Genomic DNA, 14,726 nt, shown 5'->3' on the forward strand with positions numbered 1-14,726 from the left:
AACTGCAAAAAACCCGGCTTATCGGGCCATCGAAATAGCCCCAAAGGGGAAATAATGGCATGCCCAGAAATGGGAGCGCCGCTATACCCGTCGTCTTTCAAGTTGCAGCGTTGTTAACTGCACTCGCTCACCCCAGTTACTTACTCAAGTAAGCGCCTGGGGATGAGCGAGCTGGTCGCCTAGCTGCAACTTGAAAGGCATAGGGTATATTTATATGTGTATCAGGGAGTCTGTTTTGTCACACAACGCTAACCACATCGTTCATCAGCCTGGCAGGGAGCTACGCCGTGGCCCGCACCGGATCCTGAGCGTCATTGAAGGACACTGGCTAAAATGAGTGCTTCAATCTCCGCCACCGAAAACCGCGATAATGGTCTGCAAGCCCTGTGGGACCGTCTGCGCGCCAACCCGAAAATCCCACTGCTGATCGCCGCTTCCGCCGCCATCGCCATTGTGGTTGCGCTGCTGTTATGGGCAAAAAGCCCAGATTACCGCGTACTGTACAGCAACATTAACGATCGCGACGGGGGTGCTATCGTCACCCAACTGACGCAGATGAACATCCCCTACCGCTTTGCCGAAAACGGCGCGGCGCTGCTGATCCCGGCCGATAAAGTACATGAAACCCGCCTGCGGCTGGCGCAGCTGGGTCTGCCGAAAGGTGGCGCAGTGGGTTTCGAACTGCTGGATCAGGAAAAATTCGGCATCAGCCAGTTCAGTGAGCAAATCAACTATCAGCGCGCGCTGGAAGGCGAACTGTCACGCACCATCGAATCCCTGGGGCCGGTACAAAACGCCCGCGTGCATCTGGCGCTGCCAAAACCCTCGCTGTTTGTCCGCGAACAAAAATCCCCTTCCGCCTCCGTAACCCTGACGCTGCAAGCCGGCCGCGCACTGGATGACGGTCAGATCAACGCCATCGTTTATATGGTTTCGAGCAGCGTTGCCGGTTTACCGCCGGGCAACGTCACGGTGGTCGATCAGTCCGGCCGCCTGCTGACCCAGTCTGACGGCACCGGGCGTGACCTGAACGCGGCACAGTTGAAGTACGCCGGTGAAGTGGAAAATCGCTATCAGCGTCGCATCGAAGCAATCCTGGCGCCGATGGTCGGTAGCGGCAACGTCCGTGCGCAGGTCACCGCACAGATTGACTTCGCCACCCGCGAGCAAACTGACGAAGAATACCAGCCGAACCAACAGCCCAATAAAGCCGCCGTACGCTCCAGACAGCTGAGCCAAAGCGACCAAATTGGCGGGCCGCTGGTCGGCGGCGTGCCGGGCGCACTGTCCAACCAGCCTAGCGCACCGGCTACCGCGCCGATTGAAACCGCCAAACCGGCTGCCGGCACCAACGCCGACACCGCCAAACCGAATGCCACGGCAACCCGCAGTGCGGCGTCAGGGCCACAGAATACGCGCAGCGATGAAACCACCAACTATGAGGTCGATCGCACCATTCGCCATACCCAGCAGAAGGCCGGGACGGTACAGCGGCTGTCGGTGGCGGTAGTGGTCAACTATCGCGGCACCGATAAAGAAGGCAAACCGCTGCCGATGAGCAAAGAGCAGTTGGCGCAGATCGAATCGCTGGTACGTGAGTCCATGGGCTTCTCCAGCAGCCGTGGCGATACCCTCAACGTGGTCAATACGCCGTTTACCGATAACGAAGTCACCGGTGGTGAACTGCCGTTCTGGCAAAGCCAAAGCTTTATCGATCGCCTGTTGGATGCCGGTCGCTATCTGCTGGTCCTGCTGGTGGCCTGGTTGCTGTGGCGCAAACTGGTGCGGCCGCAGTTGCAAAACCGTCAGGCGGTACAGAAAGCCGCCCTAGCCAGCGCCAATGCGCCAATGGCCAAAGCGGCCGACAGCAATAAACAGAGTAATGAGGAGCTGGCGCAGCACCGCAAATCGCAGCAGCGCGTCAGTGCAGAAGTCCAGAGCCAGCGGATCCGCGAACTGGCTGAAAAAGACCCACGCGTGGTCGCTCTGGTAATCCGCCAATGGATGAGTAACGAATTATGAGTCTGACCGGTACCGAAAAAAGCGCCATCCTGCTGATGACGCTGGGTGAAGATCGCGCTGCCGAGGTGTTCAAACACCTTTCCTCGCGTGAAGTTCAGCAGTTGAGCGGCACCATGGCCAGCATGAGCCAGGTCTCGCACAAGCAACTGCAAGAAATACTGCGCGAGTTTGAAGACGATGCCGAACAGTACGCAGCACTGAGCGTCAATGCCAGCGACTACCTGCGTTCGGTATTGATCAAGGCGTTAGGCGAAGAGCGTGCCTCCAGCCTGCTGGAGGATATTCTCGAATCTCGCGAAACCACCACCGGCATGGAAACGCTCAACTTTATGGAGCCGATGAGCGCCGCGGATCTGATCCGCGACGAACACCCGCAGATCATCGCCACCATTCTGGTCCACCTGAAGCGTGGCCAGGCGGCAGATATTCTGGCGCTGTTCGACGAACGCCTGCGCAACGACGTCATGCTACGTATTGCCACTTTCGGTGGCGTGCAGCCGGCGGCGTTGGCGGAACTGACCGAAGTGCTGAACAACCTGCTCGACGGCCAGAACCTCAAGCGCAGCAAAATGGGCGGGGTACGCACCGCGGCCGAGATCATCAACCTGATGAAAACGCAGCAGGAAGAGGCGGTTATCGACGCCATGCGCGAATACGACGGCGAGCTGGCACAGAAGATCATCGACGAAATGTTCCTGTTCGAAAACCTGGTGGAAGTCGACGACCGCAGCATCCAGCGCCTGTTGCAGGAAGTGGAAGGCGAATCCTTGCTGGTGGCGCTCAAAGGCGCGGAACAGCCGCTGCGCGAGAAGTTCCTCAAGAACATGTCGCAACGCGCGGCCGATATTCTGCGCGACGATCTGGCCAACCGTGGCCCAGTGCGCATGTCGCAGGTAGAGAACGAGCAGAAAGCCATCCTGCTGGTGGTGCGTCGTTTGGCAGAGAGCGGCGAAATGATTATCGGCGGTGGCGAGGACACCTATGTCTGATCGCATTAACACCCTGCCCTGGCAGCCCTGGTCGCTCAATGACCTGAACGACCCCAAACCGGAGCTCGAACCCCTGCCGTTACCGGTGGTGGAAACTTACGGCGTTCCCCTGGACGACAGCGTCGTTCAGGAACAGCAACTGGCCCAGTTACGCCTGCAGGCAGAGCAGCAAGGCCAGCAACTGGGTTATGCCGACGGTCAGCAAAAAGGCTACGACGCCGGGTTCCAGGCCGGAATGGAGGAAGGCCGCCAACAGGGCTTGCTGGAGGCGCAGCAACAGCAGCAACCGCTGACCGCCCACTGGCAGCAGCTGGTGACCGAATTCCAGCACACGCTGGACGCTCTCGACAGCGTGATCGCCTCGCGCCTGATGCAACTGGCGTTGACCGCCGCCAAACAGGTGCTCGGTCAGCCGCCGGTGTGTGATGGCACCGCGCTGCTGGCGCAGATCCAACAGTTGATCCAACAGGAGCCGATGTTCAGCGGCAAGCCGCAGTTGCGCGTACATCCGGATGATTATCATCGGATAGAGCAGCAGTTGGGTGCCACGCTAAGCCTGCACGGCTGGCGGCTGCTGGCGGACGGTCAGTTGCACCCTGGCGGCTGTAAGGTCAGTGCCGATGAGGGCGATCTCGACGCCAGTCTGGCGACCCGCTGGCACGAACTCTGCCGTCTGGCAGCGCCGGGAGAGGTGTAATGACTCAGCGCCTCGGCCGCTGGCTGACCTCACTGGATACGCTGGAAAAACGTATTACTCTGGCCCCGACGGTTCGTCGCTACGGCCGCCTGACGCGCGCAACCGGGCTGGTGCTGGAAGCCACCGGGCTGCAACTGCCTATCGGTGCCACCTGCCTGATCGAGCGCCACGACGGCGGTGAAGTGCAGGAAGTCGAGAGCGAAGTGGTCGGTTTTAACGGCCAGCGACTGTTTCTGATGCCGCTGGAAGAAGTGGAAGGCATTGTGCCCGGCGCCCGGGTTTATGCCCGCGTCTCGCCGGAAGGACAGAGCGCCAGCAAACAGCTGCCGCTTGGCCCGGCACTACTGGGCCGGGTGCTGGACGGCAGCGCCAAGCCGCTCGACGGCCTGCCCGCACCGGAAACCGGCTATCGTGCGCCGCTGATCACCGCCCCGTTCAACCCGCTGCAACGTACACCGATCGAACAGGTACTGGACGTCGGTGTACGCACCATCAATGGCCTGCTGACCGTCGGTCGTGGCCAGCGCATGGGGCTGTTCGCCGGTTCTGGCGTCGGTAAAAGCGTGCTGCTGGGCATGATGGCACGTTACACCCAGGCCGACGTGATCGTCGTCGGGCTGATCGGTGAACGCGGCCGCGAGGTTAAAGACTTTATCGAAAACATCCTCGGCCCTGAAGGCCGGGCACGCTCGGTGGTGATCGCCGCACCGGCGGACGTCTCACCGCTGCTGCGGATGCAGGGGGCGGCCTATGCCACCCGTATCGCCGAGGACTTCCGCGATCGCGGCCAGCACGTGTTGCTGATTATGGATTCACTGACCCGTTACGCGATGGCCCAGCGTGAGATCGCCCTGGCCATCGGCGAGCCACCGGCCACCAAAGGTTACCCGCCTTCGGTGTTCGCCAAACTGCCGGCACTGGTGGAACGCGCGGGCAACGGCATCAGCGGTGGCGGTTCGATTACCGCCTTTTATACCGTGCTGACCGAGGGTGATGACCAGCAGGATCCGATCGCCGATTCGGCGCGTGCCATTCTCGACGGTCACGTGGTGCTGTCGCGGCGATTGGCGGAGGCCGGTCACTATCCGGCCATCGACATTGAAGCGTCGATCAGCCGCGCCATGACGTCGTTGATCGACGAAGAGCACTACCGTCGGGTACGCAATTTCAAACAAATGCTGGCCAGCTATCAACGCAACCGCGATTTGATCAGCGTCGGTGCCTACGTCTCAGGCAGCGATCCACTGCTGGACAAGGCGATGGCGTTGTACCCGCAGATGGAAGCCTATCTGCAACAGGGCATTTTCGAGCGCAGCGGTTACGACGACGCCTGCCAACAGTTACAGCAATTGATCGTTTAACGTCACCAAAGGCGCAAATCCGATGAAACCACAGTCACCCCTGATTACCCTGCGCGATTTGGCGCAGGATGCGGTGGAACAGGCGACGCAGCAGTTGGGCCAGGTGCGCAAGGCGCAGCAGGCGGCTGAGCAGCAGCTTTCCATGCTGCTCAATTATCAGGATGAGTACCGCCAGAAGCTGAATAATCAACTGAGTGGCGGTATGGAGTCATCCAACTGGCAGAACTACCAGCAGTTTATCGGCACGCTGGAGCAGGCCATTACCCAGCACCGCCAGCAACTGACGCAGTGGGGACAAAAGGTCGACCACGCGATGAAGCACTGGCAGGACAAACAGCAGCGGCTGAACGCCTTCGAAACCCTGCATACCCGAGCCCAAAGCGCGGAGCTGCAGTTGGAGAATAAACGGGATCAAAAGCTGATGGATGAGTTCGCTCAACGCAGTGCACAAAGGAATACTCACCAATGAACCTCAACGTTTTGCCCGCAATGTCGCCCGCGGGCGATAGCGGATTACTGCCGGACGCATCATTGCCGCTGGATGAGTCGTCCCTTTCGTCCGCCTTTGCACAACTGCTCGGTGCCCGCGTGCTGCCTGCCGATAAGGCTGCGGGCAAGCTGTCACCGATGACCTTGAGCGCAGACCAGGAGTCAGCGCCGCTGAGCCGCAACCAGCTCACCCAGCTACTGGCCGCCTTCGGCGAACGTGATGAGCTTTTAGCGCCGTCGCTGTTAAGCAACGGTCAGCCCGCCGCCGTCGCTCCCGGCGAAGAACCGCAGAAAAATCAACCGCCAGAGGAGACGGCTCTGCGCCCTGCCGGTGAGATCGACGCCGCCACGTTGCAGGCGCTGTTCGCCATGCTGCCCATTGCCGTCACGCCGGTGATGCCAGGTTCTTCCGGAGCCACTGAACTGACCGTTGAAGGCGAGCAGAATGCCACGCAACCGGCAGCGGTGCTGAGCGCCGCTCTGGGCCGATCTTCGGATGCTTCCGGCAGCCCGCTGGCAGACACGCAAAAAAACCCGACAACGGTGAGCCAAGATCCGCTCAACATGGAAAGTCGCGCCGACACGCCACAACAGACCGCGGCAACCCATGACAAGCCGGATGTCGCTGCATTGAAATTCGGCACCGATACGCAACCGCAAACGCCGGTCAATCACCTGGTGGCACCGCCGGTATCCAGCCCGACCCTGGCCGCCACCCCAGCCGCCTCGCTGGTCACCGCCCCACCCACGCCACAGTTGAATGCCCAGCTCGGCAGTCCCGAGTGGCAGCAGGCGCTGAATCAGCAGGTGTTGATGTTCCATCGCAACGGCCAGCAAAGTGCCGAGCTGCGTTTGCATCCGCAGGAACTGGGGGCGTTGCAGATCACCCTCAAGCTGGATGACAACCAGGCACAGCTGCACATTGCCTCGGCCCACGGTCAGGTGCGTGCCGCCGTGGAAGCCGCTATGCCGCAACTGCGCCATGCACTGGCGGAAAGCGGTATCAATCTGGGGCACAGCAGCGTGGGCGGTGAGTCAATGCCACAGGGGCAACAGGCACAACAGCAGAGTGGCGAGCAACAGGGCCGGTCGAATTATCGCGAAAGCCACGGTGGCAGCGAACCGGCCACAGAGGCGCTCAGCGCCCCACTGGCATTGCAGGCCATGGCCCGCGGCGTCAGCGGCGTTGATATTTTCGCCTGAGTGGCCGCAAACGCCCAAGCTGGCACGTTTTTCCCCGCCTATTCTGGCTATTGTGCGCCGCAATAGGCGCGATAATACCGTTACATGTCATGCGTGTGGCTTTTGCGCGCGCTATATATCCGCCGGGTTTCAGAACGTCGGGTATAACAACAGGAATTTGATTTAGCTATGTCTCAAAATACCCTACCGGCAGCACCAAAACGCTCCCTTCTGGTCATCCTGCTGGTGTTGATAGCCGTGCTCGCTTGCGGCGCCGCCGGCTACAGCTGGTGGCAGCTCAAGCAGCACCAGAACGGTACGCAACCTGCAGAAAAACCTCAGCCGCCGGCCGTGCCGGTGTTTATGCCGCTGGACACCTTTACCGTCAATCTGATGACGCCGGATAACAACCCCGATCGCGTGTTGTATATCGGCCTGACGTTACGCTTGCCGGACGAAAATACTCGCCGCCAACTGAATGATTTTCTGCCGGAAGTGCGCAGCCGTCTGCTGATGCTGCTGTCCCGTCAGGAAGCGGGTCAGTTGAGCAGTGAACAAGGGAAACAGCAACTGGTGGCGCAGATTAAGGACGTGCTTAGCCCGCCGCTGGTTAAGGGACAACCGAAGCAGGTGGTCAGCGACGTGCTGTTCACCGCCTTCATATTGCGGTAATCACTATGGGCGACAGCATTCTTTCACAGGCAGAGATCGACGCCTTGCTCAACGGCGACAGCGCGGGGGATGAACCCGTAGCGGTCGCCAGTAACGAGAGCGAGGTCAAGCCGTACGATCCGACCACCCAGCGCCGCGTGGTGCGCGAGCGACTGCACGCGCTGGAAATCATCAATGAGCGTTTTGCCCGGCAGTTCCGCATGGGGTTGTTCAACCTGTTGCGCCGCAGTCCGGACATTACCGTTGGCCCGATCAAGATCCAGCCGTATCACGAATTTGCCCGCAACCTGCCGGTGCCCACCAATCTCAACCTGGTGCACCTGAACCCGCTGCGCGGTACCGCGCTGTTCGTGTTCGCGCCGAGCCTGGTGTTTATCGCCGTCGATAACCTGTTTGGCGGCGACGGTCGCTTTCCGACCAAAGTGGAAGGCCGCGAATTCACGCCTACTGAGCAACGGGTGATCAAGCGCATGCTGCGCCTGGCGCTGGACGCCTATGGCGACGCCTGGAGTGCGATTTACAAGATCAACGTGGAATACGTGCGCGCTGAAATGCAGGTGAAGTTCACCAATATCACCACTTCGCCGAACGACATTGTGGTCACCACTCCGTTCCAGGTGGAGATCGGTGCGTTGAGCGGTGAGTTCAACATCTGTATCCCGTTCGCCATGATCGAACCGCTGCGCGAACTGCTGACCAACCCGCCGCTGGAAAACTCACGGCAGGAAGACAGCCACTGGCGCGAAACGCTGGTGAAGCAGGTACAGCATTCTGAACTGGAGCTGATTGCCAACTTCGTCGATATCCCGATGCGGCTGTCAAAAATCCTGAAGCTGCAGCCGGGTGATGTATTACCGATTGATAAACCGGATCGCCTGATCGCCCACGTGGACGGCGTACCGGTTCTGACCAGCCAATACGGCACGTTAAACGGGCAGTACGCCCTGCGTGTTGAACATTTGATTAACCCTATTTTGAATGCTCTGAGTGAGGAACAGCCCAAATGAGTGATCCTAAGCAACCGTCTGGCGAAGGAAAGGAATCCGTGGACGACCTGTGGGCTGATGCGTTTAACGAGCAGCAATCTACCGAAAAAACCTCTGCCAGCGACGCGGTGTTCAAATCGCTGGAACCGCAGGATGCCAGCGGCAGCCTGCAGGACATCGATCTGATCCTGGACATTCCGGTCAAACTGACCGTCGAACTGGGCCGCACCAAAATGACCATCAAGGAGCTGCTGCGCCTGTCGCAGGGATCTGTCGTGGCTCTGGACGGGCTGGCGGGTGAACCCCTGGATATCATGATCAACGGTTATCTGATTGCCCAGGGCGAAGTGGTGGTGGTGGCCGACAAGTTCGGTGTACGCATCACCGACATCATTACCCCTTCCGAACGCATGCGTCGCCTGAGCCGCTGATGAACCCAAGCACCGCCGCGCCCAGCCAGGGCACCTTACAACCTGCCGCGCCGGCACTGCCGGCCGGTTCGGTTCTGACGCAGGTCAGCACTGCGCTCGGTGGCATCCTGCTGCTGATCCTGCTGGCCGGCTGGCTGTTCCGCCGACTGGGGTTTGCCCCACAGGCGCGCAACAACAAACTGTTAAACCTGCGTGCCAGCTGCCAGGTCGGGCAACGCGAGCGCGTGGTGGTGATCGAGGTGGATAACACCTTGCTGGTGCTGGGTGTCACCGCCCAGCAAATCACCCCGCTGCATACCCTGCCCGCCCCTGCGGCGGACAGCACAGCAGCCGAGGCCACCGCGCCGGCGGATTTTCGCCAACTGATGCAAAAAGTTCTGAAACGTCCGGAAAAATCGGCATGACTCGCACTCAACAATCGGCATCCCCGACGATGACTCCCCTCGGCTCGGATTGGCAGAAAACCGCCGCCTTCCCCCTCTCTTGTTGGGAGAGGGCCGGGGTGAGGGGAAAACAACTTCTGGCTGCTGCGCTGCTGCTGATAAGCCCCGCGGCTTTCGCGCAACTGCCCGGCTTGATCAGCCAGCCGTTAGCCAACGGTGGCCAAAGCTGGTCGCTGCCGGTACAAACGCTGGTGCTGCTGACCTCGCTCAGCTTCCTGCCTGCCATGCTGCTGATGATGACCAGTTTCACTCGTATCATCATCGTGCTCGGGCTGCTGCGCAACGCACTCGGCACCCCGTCCGCGCCGCCCAATCAGGTGATGCTGGGTCTGGCGCTGTTCCTGACCTTTTTCATCATGTCACCGGTGTTCGACAAGGTTTATCAGGACGCCTATCTGCCGTTCAGCCAGGATAAAATCAGCCTGGACGTGGCGATGGATAAAGGTTCGCAGCCGCTGCGCGAGTTTATGCTGCGCCAAACGCGGGAAACCGATCTGGCCCTGTATGCCAAGCTCGCCAACCTGCCGCCGCTGGCAGGACCGGAGGCGGTGCCGATGCGCATTTTGCTGCCGGCTTACGTCACCAGCGAGCTGAAAACCGCGTTCCAAATCGGTTTCACGGTATTTATTCCGTTCCTGATTATCGATCTGGTGGTGGCCAGCGTGCTGATGGCGCTGGGGATGATGATGGTGCCACCGGCGACCATCTCACTGCCGTTCAAACTGATGCTGTTTGTGTTGGTCGATGGCTGGCAGTTACTGCTTGGCTCGCTGGCACAGAGTTTCTATTCCTAGTTTTTATTGGTAATTCGCGGCGGGCACCCCGCCACTGAGGGATTCACGATGACACCCGAATCGGTCATGGCGCTGGGCACCGAAGCGATGAAAGTGGCGCTGGCGCTGGCGGCCCCGATGTTGCTCGCCGCGCTGGTCAGCGGTCTGGTGGTCAGCCTGCTGCAGGCCGCCACCCAGATCAACGAAATGACCCTGTCGTTCATCCCCAAAATTCTGGCGGTGGTGGCCACCATCGTGATTGCCGGGCCGTGGATGCTGAACCTGCTGCTGGACTATATGCGCACGCTTTTCACTAACCTGCCAAATCTGATTGGTTAACCATGCTCACATTTGACAGCGCCCAGTTCGGCGTCTGGCTCAGCCAATATTTCTGGCCGCTGCTGCGCATTCTGGCGTTGATCAGCACCGCGCCGGTGTTCAGCGAAAAGCAGATCAGCAAGAAGGTGAAAATTGGCCTGGGCGGTCTGATCGTTGTCCTGGTGGCCCCCGGTCTGCCCATCAGCTCTGTCCCTATTTTCTCCGCTGCCGGCCTGTGGCTGGCGGCTCAGCAAATCCTGATCGGCGTGGCGCTGGGCCTGACCATGCAGTTTGCCTTCGCGGCAATCCGCCTGGCCGGTGAAGTGATTGGCATGCAGATGGGCCTGTCATTCGCCACCTTCTTTGACCCCAGCGGTGGGCCAAACACCCCGGTGCTGGCACGGTTGCTCAACCTGCTGGCGATGCTGCTGTTCCTCAGTTTTAACGGCCACCTGTGGTTGATTTCGCTGCTGGTAGACAGCTTCCATACCCTGCCTATTCAGGCCGAACCGCTGAACGGCAACGGTTTTCTGGCATTGACCCAGGCCGGCTCGCTGATCTTTATCAACGGCATGATGCTGGCGCTGCCGCTGATTTGCCTGTTACTGACGCTGAACATGGCGCTCGGTCTGCTCAACCGTATGACGCCGCAACTGTCGGTATTCGTCATTGGCTTCCCGGTCACCATGACCATCGGCATTATGACCATTGGCATGATGATGCCGATGCTGGCACCGTTTTGTGAGCACCTGTTTGGCGAGTTCTTCGACAGGTTGGCCGATGTCCTCGGCAGCATGACGCCCTAGCGTAACCCTGATCAATGCGGCTTAACGGCCGCACCTCGCCGGACAAACGGGCAGTAAAACCCCTTTCTCGCTATAAAAAGTTGAAAAAAACCTATTAACACTATTTGGCTTCGATTAATTTTATCGACTTGAATAATAAATCCCCCACCTTAGAATGGCCTTGTTAAATAAAAAGCCATCAGTAAAACCGTCAGTATTTAGTCGTAGAAATTAAATGCAGGAGGGAATTTAAATATAAAGCAACACACAGGGAAGTGAATTTAAAACTCCATCCGTTATCCGCAAGGATAAAGATATTCTTTCACCGGGGTCAGCCGGCGGGACGGTTATATTTATTATTTGCGGAATTAATCCTACTCTCAGGAGCACAGAAATGAAAGCTAAAACCAACCGCAGAGCACGCAGAGCCTTAGGTATGGCGCACTGGGCAACCAACCGAATTCAAATTGCATTATCCCCTTCGCCGAACGGTGAAAAATGGGCTATGGTGAAAAAGAAGAAATAACGACGATGTTATAAATAAATCCCGAAATATAATCTCCGGAATTATTCACCCCGTCACCCCTGAATATTAAGACGTTTCCCTACGTTGAATCAGGCGGATATCGGCAGGTTTCACTTTGCCTCAGCCGAAAAAAAGGCACGTCACTCAAACCTTCGTGGGGGAAAGAGTGACGTGCCAAACAAGTGCGCCCGGTTTCAAGAATTCCCTACCCCTGTTTACAGCGATAAAGTCCTCTAAGCACACCCAAAGAGCGATCCGCCATAACTTCACAGCGGATATGGGTTATTGCCATTCCCACCCTGCACTGTAGGGGCGCTGCATGCTGCGCCCGCATCAGTCACGGGGCGAATATATTCGCCCCCTACAGACGACGGGTATTGACGGGTATCAGCGGTTCATCTGGAACAGCGACATCCCCTGCATATCACCGAAGGTTTTATATGACGCCTGCAGCGCGGCCTGTTGCATAAAGTAAGCAGAGATCGACTCGGCCAAATCCGCATCTGTCAGCGCGCTCATCTGCACTTGATTGGTCATGTCGCGCTCTTTGCCGATGCTGTCCAACTGGTCCATTTCCTGCAATTGGCTGCCCAATTCAGCACGCACACTGAGCACCTTGTTGTAGGAGTTGTCCATGCCGCGGTTAGCCTTGGCCAATGCATCTGTCACCTGTTGCTTGGTGGCGTCGTCCGCGTCCTGCTGCGGGGTTTTCAGCGCTTTCAATGCAATGTCGATGCTCTCAAACACGTTAGCCACCGGCGCACTGCCGTCCGGCTCGGGTTTCGGGTTGCTGGTCAACGACATGAATACCCCCTTGCCGGTATGACCAATGGTCATGGTCCGGTTGGCGTCCACCTTCTGTTCGACGACCTTGTCACCGCCTTTATAGCTCACGGTTCCACCTTCATCGACAAACGGCGGCTTGTCGTTCACATAGCCGCCGAACATGTAGCGGCCGTTACCATCAGTGCTGTTAGCCAGATTGAGCAGCTGATCTTTCAGCCCCTGCAGTTGGGTCGCCAGCGAGTCGCGGTCGTTATCGCTTTTGGTGCCACCCGCGTTGACGATCAGCGCCTTAATATCGGAAATGGTCGATGTTGCACCGCTCAAAACGGTTTCCTCCATCGAGACGCTCTGCCGGGCAAAGGTGCGCGCGAGCGTATACTGATTGTTCTCAGCCTGCGACTGCGACAGCATCACCGCCTGCGACGCCGCCAGCGGATCGTCGGAAGGATTGATCACTCGCTTGCCCGTCGACAACTGCTCAGCGGCCTTCATAAACAGTGACTGGTTGCCGGTGATGCCGGACATGTTTTGTTGGTACATCATGCTGGTGCTCATACGCATGCTGTAGGTTCCTCACGGTGAGCGACCGGCGCCCACAGGACGCCGGTCAGCAATTAAATCAACGGATATTCAACAAGGTATCAAACAGCGAGCTGGCGGTTTCAACCACCTTCGCGTTAGCCATGTAATATTGCTGGAAACGCAACAGCTCACCGTACTCTTCGTCCAGGTTGACGCCAGAGATCGACTGCTGCTGGTTGGTCAGCTGTACGACGATGTTGCTCTGCGAAGTGGTGGCCACTTTGGCAGCAGCGGTCTGATTGCCGATGCTACTGACCATACCGGCGTAGGCACCGCTGAAGGTGGCTTTGCCGTCCACCAGCTTCTGGGTTTGCAGATCGATCAACTTTTTGGCATTTTCGTTATCACCACGGCCGCTGTCATCTTTGCCGGCTGCGGCGATATGTGACGTGTCGGTGATAGCCACCTTCAGGCTGCCCGCCACATCGCTGAGCGGTTTCACGGTAAAGCTGTCTTTGGCCTTGGCGTTACCGTCGATGCTGACCTGCAGACCGTCGAAGCTCAACGTCTGCTTGCCGTCAGCATCGGTACCCGCAGTGGCGTTAACCTTAACGTTGTCCGGCAGGCGGCTCACCTGCCAGTTGCTGCCGTCAAACTCGACGCGGTAGTCGTTGGCCTTCACCTTGCTGGTATCGGTGTAAGAGACCGACAACGAGGCGTCACCGGTATTACGGGTGTTATCCACCACGCGACCGCCGCCGAAACTGAAGAAGTCTGTCCCTGCGTCACCGTTCAGATCGAAACCTGCGCGGTGCTGCTGGTTAAAGTTGTCTGCCAACGCCAGCGCAATTTGCCCCAGTTGGTTGCGAGCGCCGTCCAGCGTCTCACTGCGGAACTTGAACACCCCACTCAGGCTGCCGCTGTTGATCTGGCTCTCAGGGACTTCGTTGGCACCGTTGCCGCGGTCGTAACCCAGGGTTGAGCGGGAAGGATCGCTGCTGGAAGGTACCGCCGACACCTGGTAGGTCGTACTGCCCTGCACCAAGGTCAGGCCGTTGGCGAATGAGACCGTATAGGCGTCGCCATCCTGCTGGGTCACCTGCACACCCACCACTTTATTCAGGTCAGTCACCAGTTGATCGCGCTGATCCAACAAAGCATTCGGCTCGCCGCCACTGCCGCGCAGACGGGTAATCTCGTCATTCAGACGGGCAATTTGCTGGCTGTAGCTGTTGATTTGCTGCGCGCTGTCACCGATCTGCTGGTTAACACCACTGTCCATATCACGCAGATATTTGTCAGTGTTGTTGAACTGGTTAACCAGGCCGTTGGCCTTGCCTAACACCGTCTGACGCGCCGAATCGTCGCCAGAGTTACTTACCAGATTCTGCAGGTTGGTGAAGAAGTCTTGCATGTTGGTCGACAAGGTATTGGTTTTGCTCGCCAACAGATTATCGATCTGAGAGATTTTCTCGTAATAGGCACCCTGCGCTTCGGCGCTGCCCTGCGCACTGCGCAATTGGTTGGTAATGAACTGGTTATACTCGCGGTTAACGCTGGTGACGGTGACACCGTTACCGATAAAGCCGTTCATGGTACTCAAGCCACCGTTTTGCGCCAGGATCGCCGTCTGGCGGTTATAGCCGGTCACGTTGTAGTTAGAGATGTTGTTACTGACAGTGCTGAGCGCCACCTGAGCCGCATTCAGCCCGCTCATCGCGGTATTGATTAAGCTATTGGACAT

16 protein-coding genes are annotated in these 14,726 nt (G+C 58.5%); 14 read left to right on the forward strand and 2 right to left on the reverse strand.

Features of this window, described 5'->3' with window-relative positions:
- The first annotated feature begins 333 nt into the window (after positions 1–333).
- The 14 genes from fliF (at position 334) to sra (ending at position 11,674) form a co-directional block, all read left to right on the forward strand.
- Positions 334–2,022: a flagellar basal-body MS-ring/collar protein FliF gene (fliF, locus tag NHG65_RS16040; protein ID WP_499182417.1), complete on the forward strand. Its 1,689-nt coding sequence runs from the start codon at positions 334–336 to the stop codon at positions 2,020–2,022.
- Positions 2,019–3,011, forward strand: coding sequence for a flagellar motor switch protein FliG (gene fliG / locus NHG65_RS16045; RefSeq protein WP_099064630.1), 993 nt, complete (start codon positions 2,019–2,021; stop codon positions 3,009–3,011). Before fliF ends, fliG begins: the two co-directional genes overlap by 4 nt.
- A complete protein-coding gene (gene fliH / locus NHG65_RS16050; RefSeq protein ID WP_413501722.1) occupies positions 3,004–3,708 on the forward strand; it encodes a flagellar assembly protein FliH in 705 nt (234 codons plus the stop codon). The genes fliG and fliH overlap by 8 nt, the downstream gene beginning before the upstream one ends.
- Positions 3,708–5,069 (forward strand): flagellar protein export ATPase FliI, encoded by a 1,362-nt coding sequence (gene fliI / locus NHG65_RS16055; RefSeq protein WP_099064632.1) that lies wholly within the window; start codon positions 3,708–3,710, stop codon positions 5,067–5,069. Before fliH ends, fliI begins: the two co-directional genes overlap by 1 nt.
- Before the next feature lie 22 nt (positions 5,070–5,091).
- Positions 5,092–5,538 (forward strand): flagellar export protein FliJ, encoded by a 447-nt coding sequence (gene fliJ, locus NHG65_RS16060; RefSeq protein ID WP_099064633.1) that lies wholly within the window; start codon positions 5,092–5,094, stop codon positions 5,536–5,538.
- A complete protein-coding gene (locus NHG65_RS16065) occupies positions 5,535–6,761 on the forward strand; it encodes a flagellar hook-length control protein FliK (protein ID WP_499182418.1) in 1,227 nt (408 codons plus the stop codon). Before fliJ ends, NHG65_RS16065 begins: the two co-directional genes overlap by 4 nt.
- A 168-nt stretch (positions 6,762–6,929) precedes the next feature.
- Complete coding sequence (gene fliL / locus NHG65_RS16070) at positions 6,930–7,412, forward strand: flagellar basal body-associated protein FliL (RefSeq protein WP_099064635.1); 483 nt, start codon at positions 6,930–6,932, stop codon at positions 7,410–7,412.
- A 5-nt stretch (positions 7,413–7,417) separates the two neighbouring features.
- Complete coding sequence (gene fliM / locus NHG65_RS16075) at positions 7,418–8,419, forward strand: flagellar motor switch protein FliM (RefSeq protein ID WP_085117279.1); 1,002 nt, start codon at positions 7,418–7,420, stop codon at positions 8,417–8,419.
- Positions 8,416–8,829, forward strand: coding sequence for a flagellar motor switch protein FliN (gene fliN / locus NHG65_RS16080; protein WP_085117280.1), 414 nt, complete (start codon positions 8,416–8,418; stop codon positions 8,827–8,829). Before fliM ends, fliN begins: the two co-directional genes overlap by 4 nt.
- A complete protein-coding gene (gene fliO / locus NHG65_RS16085; protein WP_099064636.1) occupies positions 8,829–9,233 on the forward strand; it encodes a flagellar biosynthetic protein FliO in 405 nt (134 codons plus the stop codon). The genes fliN and fliO overlap by 1 nt, the downstream gene beginning before the upstream one ends.
- On the forward strand, positions 9,230–10,066 hold the full coding sequence (fliP, locus tag NHG65_RS16090) for a flagellar type III secretion system pore protein FliP (protein ID WP_232519121.1): 837 nt from the start codon (positions 9,230–9,232) through the stop codon (positions 10,064–10,066). Before fliO ends, fliP begins: the two co-directional genes overlap by 4 nt.
- Before the next feature lie 48 nt (positions 10,067–10,114).
- Positions 10,115–10,384 carry a flagellar biosynthesis protein FliQ gene (gene fliQ, locus NHG65_RS16095; protein ID WP_037419012.1) on the forward strand — a complete coding sequence of 90 codons (270 nt, stop codon included), beginning with the start codon at positions 10,115–10,117 and terminating at the stop codon, positions 10,382–10,384.
- A 2-nt stretch (positions 10,385–10,386) separates the two neighbouring features.
- Positions 10,387–11,169: a flagellar biosynthetic protein FliR gene (fliR, locus tag NHG65_RS16100; RefSeq protein WP_099064637.1), complete on the forward strand. Its 783-nt coding sequence runs from the start codon at positions 10,387–10,389 to the stop codon at positions 11,167–11,169.
- A gap of 373 nt (positions 11,170–11,542) precedes the next feature.
- Positions 11,543–11,674 carry a stationary-phase-induced ribosome-associated protein gene (sra, locus tag NHG65_RS16105; protein WP_099064638.1) on the forward strand — a complete coding sequence of 44 codons (132 nt, stop codon included), beginning with the start codon at positions 11,543–11,545 and terminating at the stop codon, positions 11,672–11,674.
- A 387-nt stretch (positions 11,675–12,061) separates the two neighbouring features.
- Here the strand turns inward: sra and flgL are convergent, their stop codons facing one another.
- Together flgL and flgK are read right to left on the reverse strand one after the other, a co-directional pair.
- Positions 12,062–13,021, reverse strand: a complete 960-nt coding sequence (gene flgL / locus NHG65_RS16110; protein WP_099064639.1) for a flagellar hook-associated protein FlgL — start codon at positions 13,019–13,021, stop codon at positions 12,062–12,064.
- A gap of 58 nt (positions 13,022–13,079) precedes the next feature.
- A complete protein-coding gene (flgK, locus tag NHG65_RS16115; RefSeq protein ID WP_207978464.1) occupies positions 13,080–14,726 on the reverse strand; it encodes a flagellar hook-associated protein FlgK in 1,647 nt (548 codons plus the stop codon).

The organism is Serratia myotis (genome assembly GCF_027474885.1).
Lineage (GTDB): Bacteria > Pseudomonadota > Gammaproteobacteria > Enterobacterales > Enterobacteriaceae > Serratia > Serratia proteamaculans.